This is a genomic window from Helicobacter pylori, assembly GCF_014496485.1.
In the GTDB taxonomy this organism is placed as follows: Bacteria; Campylobacterota; Campylobacteria; order Campylobacterales; family Helicobacteraceae; genus Helicobacter; species Helicobacter pylori_DD.
This window is the reverse complement of record NZ_JACTAX010000001.1, coordinates 64,920-80,880: the sequence shown is the minus strand read 5'-3', so window position 1 is coordinate 80,880 and position 15,961 is coordinate 64,920. Positions and strand designations below refer to the sequence as shown.

Annotated in this window: 19 protein-coding genes and 1 tRNA gene; 4 read left to right on the top strand and 16 right to left on the bottom strand. The window is 38.8% G+C overall.

All coding sequences use genetic code 11. From position 1 onward, the window contains the following. Positions 1-250: 250 nt before the first annotated feature. From copP to IC572_RS00380, 7 genes are read right to left on the bottom strand one after another with little or no spacing between them, the layout of a single operon-like run. Positions 251-451 carry a copper-binding metallochaperone CopP gene (gene copP / locus IC572_RS00410; RefSeq protein WP_000869063.1) on the bottom strand — a complete coding sequence of 67 codons (201 nt, stop codon included), beginning with the start codon at positions 449-451 and terminating at the stop codon, positions 251-253. Continuing rightward, on the bottom strand, positions 452-2,677 hold the full coding sequence (gene copA, locus IC572_RS00405; RefSeq protein ID WP_187854686.1) for a copper-translocating P-type ATPase CopA: 2,226 nt from the start codon (positions 2,675-2,677) through the stop codon (positions 452-454). Further along, a complete protein-coding gene (pssA, locus tag IC572_RS00400; protein WP_187854685.1) occupies positions 2,674-3,387 on the bottom strand; it encodes a CDP-diacylglycerol--serine O-phosphatidyltransferase in 714 nt (237 codons plus the stop codon). Before pssA ends, copA begins: the two co-directional genes overlap by 4 nt. Continuing rightward, positions 3,377-3,631 (bottom strand): hypothetical protein, encoded by a 255-nt coding sequence (locus IC572_RS00395; protein WP_187854684.1) that lies wholly within the window; start codon positions 3,629-3,631, stop codon positions 3,377-3,379. Before IC572_RS00395 ends, pssA begins: the two co-directional genes overlap by 11 nt. Before the next feature lie 2 nt (positions 3,632-3,633). Beyond that, on the bottom strand, positions 3,634-5,532 hold the full coding sequence (gene ftsH / locus IC572_RS00390; RefSeq protein WP_000805277.1) for an ATP-dependent zinc metalloprotease FtsH: 1,899 nt from the start codon (positions 5,530-5,532) through the stop codon (positions 3,634-3,636). An 8-nt stretch (positions 5,533-5,540) separates the two neighbouring features. Beyond that, positions 5,541-6,530, bottom strand: coding sequence for a 50S ribosomal protein L11 methyltransferase (gene prmA / locus IC572_RS00385; RefSeq protein WP_187854779.1), 990 nt, complete (start codon positions 6,528-6,530; stop codon positions 5,541-5,543). A gap of 12 nt (positions 6,531-6,542) precedes the next feature. Then, positions 6,543-6,917 carry a chemotaxis response regulator CheY gene (locus IC572_RS00380; RefSeq protein WP_000772151.1) on the bottom strand — a complete coding sequence of 125 codons (375 nt, stop codon included), beginning with the start codon at positions 6,915-6,917 and terminating at the stop codon, positions 6,543-6,545. Between the two features lie 289 nt (positions 6,918-7,206). On the opposite strand from IC572_RS00380, the gene IC572_RS00375 reads away from it, so the two are divergent. Further along, the gene (locus IC572_RS00375) at positions 7,207-7,809 is read left to right on the top strand and encodes an outer membrane protein (protein WP_000291621.1); all 603 of its coding nucleotides are present in this window, start codon (positions 7,207-7,209) and stop codon (positions 7,807-7,809) included. Positions 7,810-7,824: 15 nt separating this feature from the next. On the opposite strand, the gene IC572_RS00370 is transcribed toward IC572_RS00375, so the two are convergent. The 9 genes from IC572_RS00370 to panB all read right to left on the bottom strand — a co-directional run bounded on the left by IC572_RS00370 (position 7,825) and on the right by panB (position 13,287). Then, a tRNA-Ser gene (locus IC572_RS00370) sits at positions 7,825-7,912 on the bottom strand. Between the two features lie 42 nt (positions 7,913-7,954). Next, positions 7,955-8,362: a hypothetical protein gene (locus IC572_RS00365; protein WP_187854683.1), complete on the bottom strand. Its 408-nt coding sequence runs from the start codon at positions 8,360-8,362 to the stop codon at positions 7,955-7,957. A 2-nt stretch (positions 8,363-8,364) separates the two neighbouring features. Then, positions 8,365-8,607 (bottom strand): PP0621 family protein, encoded by a 243-nt coding sequence (locus IC572_RS00360; protein ID WP_000944365.1) that lies wholly within the window; start codon positions 8,605-8,607, stop codon positions 8,365-8,367. Next, the gene (gene rsmG, locus IC572_RS00355) at positions 8,601-9,137 is read right to left on the bottom strand and encodes a 16S rRNA (guanine(527)-N(7))-methyltransferase RsmG (protein WP_187854682.1); all 537 of its coding nucleotides are present in this window, start codon (positions 9,135-9,137) and stop codon (positions 8,601-8,603) included. The genes IC572_RS00360 and rsmG overlap by 7 nt, the downstream gene beginning before the upstream one ends. Further along, a complete protein-coding gene (gene queA / locus IC572_RS00350; RefSeq protein WP_187854681.1) occupies positions 9,134-10,171 on the bottom strand; it encodes a tRNA preQ1(34) S-adenosylmethionine ribosyltransferase-isomerase QueA in 1,038 nt (345 codons plus the stop codon). Before queA ends, rsmG begins: the two co-directional genes overlap by 4 nt. Further along, the gene (gene tatC, locus IC572_RS00345) at positions 10,172-10,921 is read right to left on the bottom strand and encodes a twin-arginine translocase subunit TatC (protein WP_187854680.1); all 750 of its coding nucleotides are present in this window, start codon (positions 10,919-10,921) and stop codon (positions 10,172-10,174) included. After that, positions 10,914-11,396 (bottom strand): Sec-independent protein translocase protein TatB, encoded by a 483-nt coding sequence (gene tatB / locus IC572_RS00340; protein WP_187854679.1) that lies wholly within the window; start codon positions 11,394-11,396, stop codon positions 10,914-10,916. The genes tatC and tatB overlap by 8 nt, the downstream gene beginning before the upstream one ends. A 67-nt stretch (positions 11,397-11,463) precedes the next feature. Then, the gene (ruvB, locus tag IC572_RS00335; RefSeq protein ID WP_097715616.1) at positions 11,464-12,474 is read right to left on the bottom strand and encodes a Holliday junction branch migration DNA helicase RuvB; all 1,011 of its coding nucleotides are present in this window, start codon (positions 12,472-12,474) and stop codon (positions 11,464-11,466) included. Further along, positions 12,475-13,287, bottom strand: a complete 813-nt coding sequence (gene panB / locus IC572_RS00330; protein ID WP_187854678.1) for a 3-methyl-2-oxobutanoate hydroxymethyltransferase — start codon at positions 13,285-13,287, stop codon at positions 12,475-12,477. Positions 13,288-13,435: 148 nt separating this feature from the next. Between panB and IC572_RS00325 the strand changes: the two genes are divergently transcribed. The 3 genes from IC572_RS00325 to IC572_RS00315 are packed head-to-tail and all read left to right on the top strand — an operon-like array spanning position 13,436 to position 15,958. Next, positions 13,436-14,158, top strand: coding sequence for a hypothetical protein (locus tag IC572_RS00325; protein ID WP_000523302.1), 723 nt, complete (start codon positions 13,436-13,438; stop codon positions 14,156-14,158). Then, positions 14,148-15,005 (top strand): outer membrane beta-barrel protein, encoded by an 858-nt coding sequence (locus IC572_RS00320; RefSeq protein WP_187854677.1) that lies wholly within the window; start codon positions 14,148-14,150, stop codon positions 15,003-15,005. Before IC572_RS00325 ends, IC572_RS00320 begins: the two co-directional genes overlap by 11 nt. 8 nt (positions 15,006-15,013) lie before the next feature. Continuing rightward, positions 15,014-15,958: an outer membrane beta-barrel protein gene (locus IC572_RS00315; protein ID WP_187854676.1), complete on the top strand. Its 945-nt coding sequence runs from the start codon at positions 15,014-15,016 to the stop codon at positions 15,956-15,958. Positions 15,959-15,961 lie beyond the last annotated feature (3 nt).

Here is a 15,961-nt window from a genome sequence, read left to right as displayed (position 1 = left end):
GTTCGCAATGCAGAAGCAATCTGTCTCGCAACTCCTTTTTTTATTGGTGGTGTGATTAGCGGCTTGAACAAGCAGATTCGTTTGTATCAAAAATGGAAATGAGAAAAGGAAAACGCGATAATTTTTCTCTTATGGTTATGATAAATCACCATTGAAAGGCGTAAAAACACCCAAACAAAGCATTAAAAGACAACAACCCTTTTGAATGTTGCGGTTTTTAACCCGCTACTTCTATATCACACTACCTTTATTATATTACTTCTTGCCCTGCATCCAATAAGGCTTCCTTGATCAAATCCTGTGTCGCTGGAGCGTCAAATTCTACAACCACGCTCTTTTTTTCCACGCTCGCATCAATAAAGCTCACGCCTTCAATTTCGCCCACAAATTTTTCAATTTTATCCACGCAATGGTCGCAAGTAATGCTTGGCACTTGAAAAGTAACTTTCATTCAATGATCCTTAATTTTAAAATTCCTTAGCCTTTGGGAGTTTAAGACCACACTCACAGAGCTTAAGCTCATCGCTAAACCCGCAATCGCCGGGCTTAACATGATATTAGCCTTATAAAGAACCCCGCAAGCTAAAGGGATAAACACGCTATTATAACAAAAAGCCCAAAACAAATTTTCTTTGATATTTTTAATGGTCGCTTGGCTTAATTTAATCGCACTATAAACCGATTTAATGTCGTTATTAAAGCTCACAATATCCGCTGCTTGCACGCTCACATCGCTCCCTTTAGCCATCACCACCGCCACATCGCTCATAGCAAGACTGGGAGCGTCATTCAAGCCATCGCCCACCATCATAACGATCTGCCCTTGTTCCTTAAGCTCTTTAATCTTGTTGAGCTTGTCTCGTGGTTTAGCGTTGCTGATATAACCATCAATCCCTAATTCAAGCACGCATTTTTTGACATTCTCCCTATTGTCCCCGCTTAAAAGAAAAGTGTTAATACCTAATTTTTTGATTTGAGCGATATGCTCTTTCACGCCTTTTTTGGGCAAATCCTCTAAAACAAACGCCCCTAAAAGCTCGTCTTCTTTTTCATTAATCGCTCTACCCACAAACACTAAAATCCCGTTTTCTTTAACTTCTAGCGTGTTAATAGGGTTAAAAAATTCGCTGTTGCCCACTTTAATGGTCTCTTTAGCGCCCTGATAATCTGTTTTAGCACTAATGCCAAAGCCTATTTTCACTTTAACTTCACTCATTTCTTTTAAGGGAGCGTCATGCTCTTTGGCGTATTCTACAATCCCTTTAGCAATGACATGTTCGCTATTATGTTCAATACTGCCCGCTAAACTCAATAACTCTAATAATTCTATCTTAGAATGAACGCTTTTAACGATAGGCTTGCCGTTAGTGAGCGTGCCGGTTTTATCAAAAACGATCGTATTGACTAGCCTTGCTTTTTCTAAACTTTTAGCGTCTTTAAAAAATAATCCTAAAGAACTCGCTTTCTGGTTCGCTACTAAAATACTCATAGGCGTAGCCAATCCTAAAGCGCAAGGGCAAGAAATTACTAAAACCGATACAAACACTTCTAAAGCGATCCCAAAATTCCACCAAAAATCGGGTTTAGGCGCGATGATGAGCCACACCACAAACGCTAAAACAGCGATAGCGATCACGCTTGGCACAAACACGCTTGAAACCTTATCCGCTAAGCGAGAAATCTCTGCCTTTGAGCTTTGAGCGTTATGGATCATTTCTACAATTTGAGACAAGGTGCTGTTTTTGTTATTTTGCGTGGCTTTCATTAAAAAACTCGTGTGGCTATTGAATGTCCCTGAAAAGACTTTATCGCCGACTTTTTTATAAACCGGCAACGCTTCACCGCTCAACATGCTCTCATCTAATTCCCCTTCGCCCTCTATGATTTCGCCATCCACCGCAATCGCGCTTCCAGGGAGAACCTTTAGAATATCCCCCACCACAATGCTATCCACTAAAATTTCAATCTGTTGGTTATTTTGCATTTTAAGGGCGGTTTTTGGGGCGTTTTTCATCAAGGCTTGCATAGCGTCTAAAGCTTTGTCTTTAGAAACATTTTCAATGCGTTTGCCCACCATCACAAACATTAAAATCACGCACACGCTTTCAAAATAATAATGCCCATAAGACCACTGATTTGTATAAACGAAATACAATTGCCACAAGCTTGAAATTAAGGCAGCGCTTGTGCCTATGGCGATAAGGCTACTCATGTTAGGCTGTCTGTGCCATAAGGCTTTAAACCCCTGAATGTAAAAATCCCTCCCCAAATGCATGACAATGAGCACGCCTATAAGCTGTAAGCATGCGTTTAAAAAATTACTATGGTTGTTAATCGTAAGCAAGCTTTCAGGTAAAAGGCTAGGACTAAGCATCGCCCCCATAGAAAGATACACCACAAAAAGCGTGAAAATAACCGCCAACGCTAATTTAACATTAGGGCTAAAAAATTCTTTTTTTTCTTCAGCCAAAGTTTTTTTAGGGCTATAGCCCAATTTTTCAATGAGTTTAAAAATTTCGTCTAAATTGGTTTCGTTTTCGTTAAATTCAATGTTAGCGCTCTTATTTAAAAGGCTCACTTCTATTTTTTTCACAAAGCTTTTACGCCCTAAAGAGCGTTCAATCCCACTAGAGCACGCCGTGCAAGTCATTCCCTCTATGTAAAAAGATTCTTTCATGTGCTTTTATTTTTATTAAAAATAATTTTTACCATTAAAAAGAGCCACCGAATGATGCCATAAATCAAATACAGCCCCATAAACACGCTTAAAGCTTCTAAAGGGCGCACAAACACTAACGATAAAAAAATCAACACTAAGATGAAAAGCTTGAGATTCCATTTGACTTTTTTAAAATTAGGGTAGCGGATATTGCTCACCATAAGCACCCCCAATAAGACAATAAAGCCTAAAAATAACCTTTCGGTATTGCCTTCTAAGAAATGGTATTTGTTATCCAATAACACGCAAAGCACCACCAATACCGCCGCCGCAGGAATGGGGATACCGATGAAAGAATAAGGATCGCTTGTGTTGGTGCTGATATTGAATCGCGCTAATCGTATCGCTCCAAAAATCACAAACAACGCGCTCACCGCCATGCCTATGCGCCCAAAGTTATACCCCACATAAAAGTAAGTAATAAGACTTGGGGCTACCCCAAAAGCGATTACATCAGCTAGGGAGTCAAATTCAATACCAAACTTGCTAGTGGTGTTGGTAAGCCTTGCGACACGCCCATCAAGCCCGTCTAAAATAAGGCTCGCTACCACTAACCAGCATGCCATGACAAATTGGTAACTGGAAGCGTAAAAAATACTCATCATGCCTAAAAAAATACTGCTAGCGGTGAAAAGATTGGGGAAAAGATAGAGAGGGTTAATAGGCATTAGAGATTCTTTTTAACTTGGCTTTTAGAATAGGAATAAAAACGATTTCAAAACCAATTGCGGGAAGAAAAATTTTACAAGCACTAAAAAACTCACAAAAAAAGAGCGTTAAAGCAAACGCTTTATAACGCTGTTGATAAGCATGAGTTTTTAGAAAACAAAACCTAAAAAAAAGCTTTAAACAAACAGAATGTTTATCATAAGGCTTCAAACCCTTATCAAAAATCTGTTTGTAAGCTCGCACTTTTAACTCGCTTGCTCTTCTAAAGGGATCAAACGGCTTTCTAAATTGTTGGCAGCTTCGTATTCGCTGATGATTTCACGCACCCTTTCGCCTGTAATGACTTCTTTGTCAAACAATTCTTTGACCATGATTTCAATCGCTTCTCTATAGTCGCTCAAGGTTTGTTTGACATGCTCATAGCGCTCTTCTAGCAAGTTTTTAATGAAAAGATCCATTTCTTCTGCGGTCTTTTCGCTAAATTCCCTACTGCTTCCATAACCACCTCCCAAAAAGGCGTTCCGCTGCTTTTCTAACACCATAAGCCCACTGACACTGCTCATGCCGTAGTAACTCACCATGCCTTTAATAATATCAGTCGCTCTTTCTAAATCGTTGCTCGCACCGGTAGAAATTTCTTCCAAAAAGACATCTTCAGCCGCTCTCCCGCCTAAAAGCACATCAATTTCAGCGATGAGTTCGTGTTTTTGCATCAAGTATTTGTTTTCTTCGGGCGTGTTAAGGGTGTAGCCTAAAGCCGCCATGCCCCTTGGAATGATAGAAACTTTATTCACCCTAGCGCTCCCTTTAGTCATTTCAGAAATCACGGCATGCCCGCTTTCATGGTAGGCAACGATTTTCTTTTCTTTGGGGCTGATGCGCCTGCTTTTCTTTTCTAACCCCGCAATCCCTCTTTCAACCGCTTCTTTTAAATGCTGTTGCCTGACTTCTTTTTGGTTGTTTCTTCCTGCTAAAAGCGCGGCTTCATTGATGATATTCGCTAAATCCGCTCCTGCAAGCCCTGCGGTGAGTTTGGCGACTTCTTGCAAATTCACATCATTAGCGAGTTTCACGCCTTTAATATGCACTTTTAAGATTTCTACCCTGCCATTAAAATCAGGCTTATCCACTAAAACCTGCCTGTCAAAGCGCCCTGGACGCATTAACGCCGGATCTAAGATTTCGGGGCGGTTCGTTGCGGCTAAGACAATCACAGGCGCATTTTCGCTCCCAAAACCATCCATTTCGGCTAAGAGTTGGTTTAAGGTTTGCTCTCTCTCATCGTTCCCGCTCACCACGCCTCCAGCCGCTCGGCTTTTACCTATGGCATCAATTTCATCAATAAAAATGATGCTAGGGGCTTGTTTTTTAGCGGTTTCAAACAAATCCCTAACCCTGCTTGCCCCTAAGCCCACAAACATTTCAATGAAACTGCTCCCCCCCATAGAGAAAAACGGCACATGCGCTTCGCCGGCCACCGCTTTGGCTAAAAGGGTTTTACCCGTTCCTGGAGGCCCTACTAATAACACGCCTTTAGGGATTTTAGCCCCTAAATTAGCGTATCGTTCGGGGTATTTTAAAAAATCTACGATTTCTACCACCTCTTCTTTGGCTTCTTCATTGCCCGCCATGTCATTAAAACGCACATTGGGTTTTTCAGCGTTAATGAGTTTTTTCGCACTCCCCATGCCAAAAATACCCCCACCCATATTTTTTTGCATGCGGTTTGCCATAAACATCCATAGCCCTAAAATCACTAAAATAGGCATGAGCCACCCTAGCATGTCGGTAAAAAAGTTAGACTCGCTAAAACCAGAATAATTGATTTTTTTCTCGTCTAACAAAGGCACTAAGGTTAGATCAGGCACTCGTTTAGCGATATAAATCACACGATTGTTACCCTCTTTATGGCTGGCTTTGATCAAAGTTTGACCGATACTCACATTTTCCACTTCATTATTGCTGATGAGCTGTTTGATTTCATGGTAGCTCACATTTTTAGTGCTAGAAGCTAAGAAATTGTCCGAAAAACTGCCATCAGAATTGAAAGAACGCAGAAAAAAGATGAGTAAAATCCCTCCAAGAACCGCAAGGATAATGGGACTTTGAAAAAAAGGTTTTTTAGGTTCGTTCGTTGGTTTCATTATAATCCTTAATTTATTGATTGTTTTTTAAGCAATTTTAGAGCGACCCATTCGTTACGCTGTCGTTGCTCTAAAACCTCAAACCCATTATAATAGATCTGTAAAACAGAGTTTAAATGGGTTTCTAAAATCCCTGATAAAATAAGAGTGTGGTTACAAAGCCGCACAAATTCACTATACAAACTCTTAATCACATCAGCGACAAGGTTCGCCACAATGATATCAAAACGCCCTTCAATTTTTTGCGTGGATCCATAAATGACTTTATCTTGCGCTAATAGGGGTATTTGATTCAAGCTAAAATTTTTTAGGGTCTCTTCAATGGCTAAATTATCCGTATCGCAAGCTACTAAAGCGCTAACGCCTTGTTTTTTTAAAGCGATGCTTAAAATCCCGCTCCCACAACCCACATCTAAAGCGTTTTTGCGCTTTAAATCAAGATCAGAGAGCAGTTCCAAACACATAGAAGTGCTTTCATGATGGCCTGATCCAAAGGCCAAAGCCGGATCGATCATTATGCTATCATTTATAGCAACATGGCTTGGCTTTTGATGCCAGCTAGGGTGTATGTAAAATTTGGCGCATTGCACCGGTAAAATAGCTTGTTTGTAGGCTTCTAGCCAATCTTTTGAAGCCAAATTGCGTGAAAGGTAGAAAAAATCAAACTCACTTTGCAAGTTTTGTTTTAAATTCAAACAAAACGCTTCTAATGCTGGAATGAGCGAGTTATTCAAATTCTCTTCAGAGCGTAAAATAACGAAATTTTTGAGATGCGGAGATTTTTCTTTTAAATTTTCTTTCAAATCTTTTTTTAGGGGGTCATGAGTGGCGAAATAACGCCAATTGGATTGGCTTATAAAATCAATAGTTTCTTTATCATCAAACGCTTTTAAATTCTCTAAGCTTGATTCTTCTAAGGCTAGGTGCGTGGTGTCTAAAAGAAAGCCCTCAAAAAGCTCTCGCTCCTTAGGGAAGATAAAGAAAAACTCATAATACATTGGCTTTAACACTCAATCGTTTGTCCCTAAAACAACCTCTAATTTTTCTTTCAAAACTTGGGGGGTAAAAGGCTTCACAATGTAGTTATTCACGCCCGCTTTCAAAGCCGTAATAACCTCAGCCTTACCGCCCTCTGTGGTGATCATAATAATAGGGATTTCTTTAAAACGGCTATCAGAGCGCACCTTTTTAACGAGATCCAAGCCGTTCATTTCAGGCATGTTCCAATCTGTGATAAGCACCTTAGTGTCCGCATTAGCGTCTAGTTTCTCCCAAGCTTCCACCCCATGCTCAGCTTCTAAAACATCTTCATAGCCTAAGCGTGAAAGTGTATTTTTAATAATTCTTCTCATAGTTGAGCTATCATCTACTACTAGTAGTTTCAAAGCGCTTCTCCTTTTAAGATTGCATTTAAATTAGGCTCTTTTTAAACAGCCAAAGCGTCTCTAACGCCTTATAATAATAAATCATTCCAAATAATAGCATGTTTTGATTAAAATTACCTTGACCAACAATAATCATTGGCTAAATGGAGCGTTTAATGAGCGTTCTCATTTGTAAAAAAATTCAGTTTGTTTGCTATCATAATCGTTTAAAAGTAATAAAATAACTTTTGAGTGCGATAAAGGGTCATTGGATGGTTTGAAAAAAGAAAGACAAGGATTTTACAAGTAAGTGTATTATTTAAGAATTTTAATATTGGGTATAAGTTTTTTAAATATTTTAAATGCTGAAAATTTGAGTTACATGTCTTCTTCTTATCAAATAGGCACGGTGTTTATGCGCCCTTTAAACACTAACAAGCTTTTACAAGGGGCTTCAATCCTTCAAGGCTATGAAGTGAATCCTAAAAACGATTGGGCTTATTCTAGGTATTATTTCTTTATAGATTATGGCAATGTGCTTTTCAATAACGATTCCACTTTGCAAGCGAACATGTTCACTTATGGGGTGGGAGGGGATTTCATGGTCGCCTACGCTAAAAACCCTATCAACCGCTGGGCTTTTTTCTTTGGCTTGCAACTGGCCGCTAACACATGGATACTCAATAATAAAGTCAAAGATTTGGTGGTGAATACTTGGGATTCATTAAAAGATTTCAATTTTCACAACACTTATTTCAGGGCTATTGGTAAATTTGGGGTGCAGTTTCGCACGATCGTTTTGTATCATAAGGTGGATGTGGAAATTGGCATGAAAATCTTTTTAACGCCTGAAAGGCGTAGCTTGTTTGAAAGGAGCTTTTTGTTTTTTGTTTCGCATTCGTGGCATTTTTAAGTGGCATTTTTAAAATGGCGGAGAGAGAGGGATTCGAACCCTCGAAGGCTTGCACCTTACACGCGTTCCAGGCGTGCTCCTTCAACCACTCGGACATCTCCCCTTAAAAAGGGCTTATTATAACTAAGATTTGTTTAAAAAGGGCTTATTTCAAAAGGAGTGAATCTTTAGAAATGACGCCATCTATTTGATTTTTAGCGCAAATTTCCCATGACTCTGTATCGTTAAAATCCATAGAAAACAAGATTTTGCTATCTAACAAGTAATTAGTGGCGTGTTGTTGGGCGAGTATGGCTTGCTTAATATCCTTAAAAATACAATAGAGCGGTTTGAAAGCGTTGAATAAAAAAAAGGTGTCCGTCTCTATCTTGTGCGATAAAAAGATCACGCTAAAATGGACGCTATTTTCACAGCAATACTTAGCTAATTCCAAATTTTTTGGGTGCGCTTCAAAACACACTATATCGTTATTGGTGCTAGAATGAATAGCATCGGTGTTTTTAATGAAAATAAAACGATCGCTAGGGATTAAAGGGTGTCCTAAAATAAGCATTTTTATCTCTTATCCTTCAAACAAGTTTCACTGCAATACGCCACTGCTCCGCTATAAATAGCGTCTTTGCTAGAGACATAGGTTTGGCATTTAGAGCATACAATCATGTGATCTTCTAATTCTTTGGGGGTTTGTTGCGTGTAAGAGTGGTTGTCTTTGGGGTCGTCTTTGTGGGGTTTTTGCCTCAAAAACAAACGCCATAAAATCCATACAATAATGAGTAGGGGGATTAAAATTCTTAACATAAACTTTCCTTTGATTTGTAAAAATAAACTCGTTTTTGATGCATAAAGCATTCATTGTCTTTACAAGCGATTTCATCTTTTAACTGCTCGCCTTTATAGAATAAAAAATACCCCTTATCTTTTAGGAAGCGTTGGCTTTTTTCTATCAAAAAAGAAGAGCTAGCGACCGCTCTAGAAGTGATTAAATCCACTTGTAAAAGATTTTGATAATCTTCTAAACGCTTTTTAATGATTTCAATGTTTTTTAAAGGCAAAACGCTTTTAAGGTAGTTTAAAAAAGCCGCTCTTTTTATTCTTGGCTCTAAAAGAATGAATTGTGTTTCCGGTTTTTCAAGGGCTAAAGGGATAGCAGGAAGTCCCGCCCCGCTCCCAATATCCAAGCAGCTTTTAAAATCTTTGACAAATTCTAAAGGTTTTAGAGCGTCTGTGATCTGGGGTTCTAATTCGTTTAAATTTTTTGCGCCGCTCAAGTTGTGCGTTTGATTCCATTCTAAAAGGATGCGCGCATAATCTTGCAATAAGGGGTTCATAAAATCAGCATCCCATCGCCATAAGAATAAAAACGATACTTCTTTTCTATGGCTATTTTGTAGATTTCTTTGGTTTTTTCTAAACCTATCATCGCACTCACAAGCATTAAAAGGCTAGATTTGGGCAAATGGAAATTAGTGAGCAAATAATTGACATGCAAAATAGGATTAGCAAGATGCAAGAATATATCGCATTCAAACGCCTCTTGATTAGGGTTTTCTAAACGCTTGAAGTATTCCACGCTCCTTAAAGCGGTCGTGCCGATGCATAAAATCTCTCGGGATTCTTGCAAAATTTCTTGACTTTTTTTAGGAATGCGTAAAACTTCTGTATGGATTTGATGCTCTCTAATATCTTTAGTTTCTACGCTAAGAAAAGTCCCAGCCCCCACATGCAAGGTCAAAAAAGCGTGCTTGAAATCTTTCAATAATTTTTCTAAGGTATTTTGAGAAAAATGCAATGATGCTGTAGGGGCAGCCACCGCACCGGTGTGTTTAGCGAACACGCTCTGGTATTCATGCGCATCCAAACTTTCATCGGCTCTTTTAATATAAGGGGGTAAGGGCATATGCCCGTATTGCTCTAAAAGTTTTAAGATATTTTCTTGATTTAAGGGGGTTTTATGGTCATAAAAAGCGATCAAGCGTTGGCCGTTATGGAGTAATTCCAAAACTTCAGCGTGATAATTTGCATCAAAAAAGATTTTATCCCCCACTTTGATCTTGCCCTTGATTTGAGTTAAAGCACTATTGTCTTTAAAAAAGCGGTGGAAAAACACTTCGGTTGTTTTTGATGGCAAAAAGGCATGCTTAGATCCAAAAAGCCTGGCCTTCATCACTTTAGTGTCGTTCAACACAATAAGGGCGTTTTTAGGGAAAAAGTCTAAAACATGCTCAAAAGTGGTGTGCGTGATTGTTTGCGAACGCCTTTCATAGACGAGTAACTTAGCCTTTTCTTTGGGCAAAATGGGGTAGTTGGCGATCAATTCCTTAGGCAAGTGGTAATCATAGCTTTCTAAATCAAATTCTTTCAACTACGACTCGCTCTTTGTATTCTCTTTGGTGTCATTTTCGCTATATTCTTCGTTGTCTTTGGGAGCCGGATTGACCATTTTGGCGATTAAAATAGAAAGCCCATAAAGCCCCACTAAAGGCAACGCCATAAAGATTTGACTCACCACATCAGGAGGAGTGATAATGGCTGCTACAATAAAAATCACTACAATAGCGTATTTGAAATACGCTTTCAAGCTCGCATCAGTAATCAAGCCCACTTTAGCTAAAAAATACGCCAAAACAGGCAATTCAAACGCCACGCCAAAGCCTAAAATCAAGCGCGTGAAAAAGCTCACATAACTGGACGCAGAAATATTAGCCGCAAACACATCGCTCCCAAAAGTGGCCAAGTATTCAATGATGAAAGGGAACACCACATAATAAGAAAACGCCGCCCCCATTAAAAACATGCCGCTCCCAAAAAACACAAAAGGCAAAATCACTTTTTTTTCATTCTTATAAAGCCCTGGAGCGATAAAGAGCCACAATTGCCAAAAAATAATGGGCATGGAAATGACGATAGCGGCTGAAAAACTGATTTTAACCGCTACCATGACCCCTTCAATAGGGGAGAGCTGAATGAGCGTGCCTTTATAAGAATTTTTAACAAATTCAAAAATATTTTTCCAAAAATGAAAACACCCCAAAAACGCCACTAAAATCGTTCCTACAGAAATCATCAAACGCTTTCTTAATTCCTGTAAATGCGGTTTTAAATCTTCAAACATGTTCTTTTTCTTTGTCGTGTTCTTTGGCGTTGTTATCGGTTGCTAATTGGACTTCTTTAAGAGATTCATCGCTTGAAACCTTTTCGTTTAAAGCTTCTTCATTGGAAACTTCTTCATTTAAATGGTTAGGGGGTGCGTTGTTTTCTAGGCTTTGTTTGTAATCTTGCATCAAATCCTGAATGCTTTTAATCTCATTTTCTGCAGTTATTTTAGCGTCTTCTAATTCTTCAATCTTAACGCCTTTAAGACTCTCCACTTTATTTTCAAAGAGTTTTTGATACTCTAGAGTTTCTTTTTTGATTTCTTCAATATTGATTTCTTTATCTAAAGTGTCCTTAGCGTCATTGAGCGTTTTTTTAACCGCGCGAAAAAACTTCACTATATCCACGACAGCTTGGGGGAATTTTTCTGGCCCTAAAAAAATAATCGCTACAACCAACACCACAAGGATTTCAAAAAAGCCCATGCCAAACATAATGATCTACTTTTACACCCTTTAAAATTTTATCGTTATTGTAGTGTAATTTTCTTTCTAAACAAGATTAAAATAAAGTTTGAGACTTTAAAGTGGGGATTTTTAAAAGCGCATGGGTTTTAGGCGTGGCGATTCTGCCTTTAGCGGTGCGCTCTAAATAACCATTAGCGAGTAAAAAAGGCTCAATCACGTCTTCAATCGTGCCTTCATCTTCCCTCATAGACGCTGCAATTGTGTTCAAACCCACCGGCCTTCCTTGAGCGTTAGCCAACAAAGATAAATACGCTAAATCCGCTTCATCAAAGCCCAATTCATTCACGCCCAATTCATTCAAAGCATGCAAAGTGATGTTTAAATCCATCAAGCTTGAATTTTTGACTAACGCAAAATCGCGTACCCTTTTTAAAAGCCTTAAAGCGATCCTTGGCGTGCCTCTACTCCTTTTAGCGATTTCATCAGCGCTTTCTTCTTTGATGTCTTGGTTGAGTTTAGTGGCGGCTTTTTTGATGATAAGGGCCAGTTCGCTAGGGCTATAAAATTGCATTCTAAAACTCATGCCAAATCTGTCTCTTAAGGGGTTAGAGAGCATTCCAGCTCTAGTGGTAGCGCCGATGAGGGTGAAAGGGGGTAAATCAATCTTAATGGTTTGAGCGGCTGGGCCTGAGCCTATGATAATATCCAATCTAAAATCTTCCATAGCCGGGTATAAAACCTCTTCAATCGCTGGGCTGAGCCGGTGGATTTCATCAATAAAAAGAATGTCTTTAGCTTGCAAATTAGTCAAAATGGCGGCTAAATCACCGCTTTTTTCTATCATGGGAGCGGCGGTGATTTTGATATTGGTTTCCATTTCTTTAGCGATAATATGACTGATTGAAGTTTTACCCAAACCGGGCGGGCCAAAAAAGAGCATGTGATCCAAACTTTCTTGGCGTTTTTTAGCCGCACAAATAGAAATTTGCAAATTGCTTTTAATCTTTTCTTGACCGATAAAATCTTCCCAAAGATTAGGGCGCAAACTCACTTCTTGAGAAGTTTCAAAATCCAAAGTTTCTAAATTGACTATCCGTTCTTTCATTTAATGGTAACTTTCTAACTCGTTAGGGAAGTTTCCCTTTTTCACATCATCAGCGTATTGCTTGATAGCGTTTTGAATCAATTCTTTCCCCTTAAGGTATTCTCGCACGAATTTAGGTTTAAAGCTATCAAAAAAGCCTAACATATCGCTCCACACTAAAATCTGCCCGTCGCAATCCTTGCCGCTCCCTATGCCGATTGTGGGGATTTTGATTTTTTGCGTGATTTTTTGAGCAATAGGGGTAGTTATACCCTCTAAAACCAACAAACCCACCCCAGCTTCTTCTAAACTCAAGGCGTCTTCTAAAAGCTTTTTTTGCTGCTCTTCATTTTTGCCCTTAATCTTATAGCCTCCATCAAGACGCACGAATTGAGGCATTAAGCCGATGTGCCCTACCACGATAACGCCCTCATCAGTGAGCGTTTTAATGAGCTTTGCTTTTTCTTTCCCCCCCTCTAGTTTGATCGCGCTCGCTTGGGTTTCTTTATAAACTCTGATGGCGTTTTTTAGGGCTGTTTTTTCATCTTTATAGCTTCCAAAGGGCATGTCTGTGATGATAAAAGGAGTCTTAGCGCCTGCGCACACGGCTTTGGTGTGATAGAGCATCATTCCCACACTCGCGCTTAAAGTGTCGTTTTGGTTGAAAAAACTCATATTCAAACTATCGCCCACTAAAATCACATCCACTAGCGGATCAAATATTTGAGCGAATAGCGCGTCATAAGCGGTAATGGCAATGATTTTTTCGTGATTTTTTTTAGCTTGGAGGTGGTTGAGAGTGGTTTTTTTAATTGGGGCGGTTTGCATGCTCATTAAAAATCCTAAGTGTTAAATATAGTGGCATTGTAGCATGACTTTATTGGGGTGGGTAAAAATTTTACTCCATTTTAACCGGTCATTTTAATTATTTTAGTATAATTGAAAGAAACTTTTAACAAACAATTCAAGGGATTTGGCGATTTTGGGTCTTAAAAAACATGTTATTTTATGGTCTTTAATGGGGTTTTATGCAGGATTGAATGCGCTTGATTATGATACCTTAGACCCGAAATACTACAAGTATATCAAGTATTATAAAGCCTATGAAGACAAAGAAGTTGAGGAATTGATCAGAGACTTAAAAAGGGCGAACGCTAAAAGCGGGCTTATTTTAGGGATCAATACCGGGTTTTTTTACAATCATGAAATCATGGTTAGAACCAATAGTTCCAGTATCACCGGGAATATTTTAAATTATTTGTTCGCTTATGGCTTGCGTTTTGGCTATCAAACTTTCAGGCCGTCGTTTTTTGCGCGCTTGGTCAAGCCAAACATCATTGGCAGACGCATCTATATCCAATATTATGGAGGGGCTCCTAAGAAAGCGGGCTTTGGGAGCGTGGGGTTTCAATCGGTTATGCTGAATGGGGATTTTTTATTGGATTTTCCTTTGCCTTTCGTGGGGAAATACCTTTATATGGGGGGGTATATGGGTTTAGGCTTGGGGGTTGTAGCGCATGGGGTGAATTATACGGCGGAATGGGGGATGTCTTTTAACGCAGGATTGGCTCTAACGGTATTAGAAAAAAACCGCATTGAATTTGAATTTAAAATTTTGAATAATTTCCCTTTTTTGCAATCTAATTCTTCAAAAGAGACTTGGTGGGGAGCTATAGCAAGCATTGGGTATCAATATGTGTTCTAAAAAAATAAGAAATCTCATTTTATGCTTTGGTTTTATTTTAAGCTTGCGCGCTGAAGAAAATATCACCAAAGAAAACATGACTAAAACGAACACGACTGAAGAAAACACCCCTAAAGACGCTCCCATTCTTTTGGAAGAAAAACGCGCCCAAACGCTAGAGTTTGAAGAAAATAAGGAAGCTAAAAAGAATATTGATGAAAAAAGCCTGCTTGAAGAAATCCATAAGAAAAAACGCCAGCTTTACATGCTCAAAGGGGAATTGCATGAAAAAAATGAAGCCATCTTATTCCAACAAATGGCTAAAAATAAGAGCGGTTTTTTTATAGGCGTAATCCTTGGCGATATAGGGGTTAGCACTCATTCTTATGAGAAGTTTGAACCTTTAAGCAATATTCAAGCTTCTCCTTTGTTGTATGGCTTAAGGAGCGGGTATCAAAAGTATTTTGCTAACGGGATTAGCGCCTTACGCTTTTATGGGGAGTATTTAGGAGGAGCGATGAAAGGGTTTAAAAGCGATTCTTTAGCCTCTTATCAAACCGCAAGCTTGAATATTGATCTATTGATGGATAAGCCTATTGACAAAGAAAAAAGGTTTGCGTTAGGGATATTTGGAGGCGTTGGAGTGGGGTGGAATGGGATGTATCAAAATTTAAAAGAGATTAAAGGGTATTCACAGCCTAACGCTTTTGGATTAGTGTTAAATTTAGGGGTGAGCATGACGCTTAACCTCAAACACCGCTTTGAATTAGCCTTAAAAATGCCTCCCTTAAAAGAAACTTCGCAAACTTTTTTATATTATTTTAAAAGCACTAATATTTATTATATTAGTTACAACTATTTATTGTAAAGGCTAAAATGTTGAAATTTAAATATGGTTTGATTTATATCGCGCTCATTATAGGACTTCAAGCGACAGATTATGACAATTTAGAAGAAGAAAACCAACAATTAGACGAAAAAATAAACCATTTAAAGCAACAGCTCACCGAAAAAGGGGTTTCACCCAAAGAGATGGATAAGGATAAGTTTGAAGAAGAATATTTAGAGCGAACTTACCCAAAGATTTCTTCAAAGAAAAGAAACAAATTACTCAAATCTTTTTCCATAGCCGATGATAAGAGTGGGGTTTTTTTAGGGGGTGGGTATGCTTATGGGGGATTTAATCTTTCTTATCAAGGGGAGATGTTAGACAAATATGGCGCGAATGCCCCTAGCGTGTTTAAAAACAATATCAATATTAACGCTCCTGTTTCTATGATTAGCGTTAAATTCGGGTATCAAAAATACTTTGTGCCTTATTTTGGGACACGATTTTATGGGGATTTATTGCTTGGGGGAGGGGTGTTAAAAGAGAATGTAATCAAGCAGCCTGTAGGCTCGTTTATTTATGTTTTAGGGGCTGTCAATACCGATTTATTGTTTGATATGCCTTTAGATTTTAAAACTAAAAAGCATTTTTTAGGCGTTTATGCGGGTTTTGGGATAGGGCTTATGCTCTATCAAGACAAGCCTAATCAAAACGGGAGGAATTTGGTAGTGGGGGGCTATTCAAGCCCTAATTTTTTATGGAAATCTTTGATTGAAGTGGATTACACTTTTAATGTGGGCGTGAGTTTAACGCTTTATAGGAAACACCGCTTAGAGATTGGCACCAAATTACCGATTAGCTATTTGAGAATGGGAGTGGAAGAGGGAGCGGTTTATCAAAATAAAGAAGATGATGAACGATTGTTGATTTCGGCTAACAACCAGTTCAAGCGATCCAGTTTTTTATTAGTGAATTATGCGTTCATTTTTTAAGGC

What these genes read in the sequence shown, in the direction of transcription:
- copP (WP_000869063.1), bottom strand. Translation starts at nt 451, where the DNA reads ATGAAAGTTACTTTTCAAGTGCCAAGCATTACTTGCGACCATTGCGTG.
- copA (WP_187854686.1), bottom strand. Translation starts at nt 2,677, where the DNA reads ATGAAAGAATCTTTTTACATAGAGGGAATGACTTGCACGGCGTGCTCT.
- pssA (WP_187854685.1), bottom strand. Translation starts at nt 3,387, where the DNA reads ATGCCTATTAACCCTCTCTATCTTTTCCCCAATCTTTTCACCGCTAGC.
- ftsH (WP_000805277.1), bottom strand. Translation starts at nt 5,532, where the DNA reads ATGAAACCAACGAACGAACCTAAAAAACCTTTTTTTCAAAGTCCCATT.
- prmA (WP_187854779.1), bottom strand. Translation starts at nt 6,530, where the DNA reads ATGTATTATGAGTTTTTCTTTATCTTCCCTAAGGAGCGAGAGCTTTTT.
- IC572_RS00365 (WP_187854683.1), bottom strand. Translation starts at nt 8,362, where the DNA reads ATGCTTATTTTAGGACACCCTTTAATCCCTAGCGATCGTTTTATTTTC.
- IC572_RS00360 (WP_000944365.1), bottom strand. Translation starts at nt 8,607, where the DNA reads ATGTTAAGAATTTTAATCCCCCTACTCATTATTGTATGGATTTTATGG.
- rsmG (WP_187854682.1), bottom strand. Translation starts at nt 9,137, where the DNA reads ATGAACCCCTTATTGCAAGATTATGCGCGCATCCTTTTAGAATGGAAT.
- tatC (WP_187854680.1), bottom strand. Translation starts at nt 10,921, where the DNA reads ATGTTTGAAGATTTAAAACCGCATTTACAGGAATTAAGAAAGCGTTTG.
- tatB (WP_187854679.1), bottom strand. Translation starts at nt 11,396, where the DNA reads ATGTTTGGCATGGGCTTTTTTGAAATCCTTGTGGTGTTGGTTGTAGCG.
- ruvB (WP_097715616.1), bottom strand. Translation starts at nt 12,474, where the DNA reads ATGAAAGAACGGATAGTCAATTTAGAAACTTTGGATTTTGAAACTTCT.
- panB (WP_187854678.1), bottom strand. Translation starts at nt 13,287, where the DNA reads ATGAGCATGCAAACCGCCCCAATTAAAAAAACCACTCTCAACCACCTC.
- IC572_RS00320 (WP_187854677.1), top strand. Translation starts at nt 14,148, where the DNA reads ATGTGTTCTAAAAAAATAAGAAATCTCATTTTATGCTTTGGTTTTATT.
- IC572_RS00315 (WP_187854676.1), top strand. Translation starts at nt 15,014, where the DNA reads ATGTTGAAATTTAAATATGGTTTGATTTATATCGCGCTCATTATAGGA.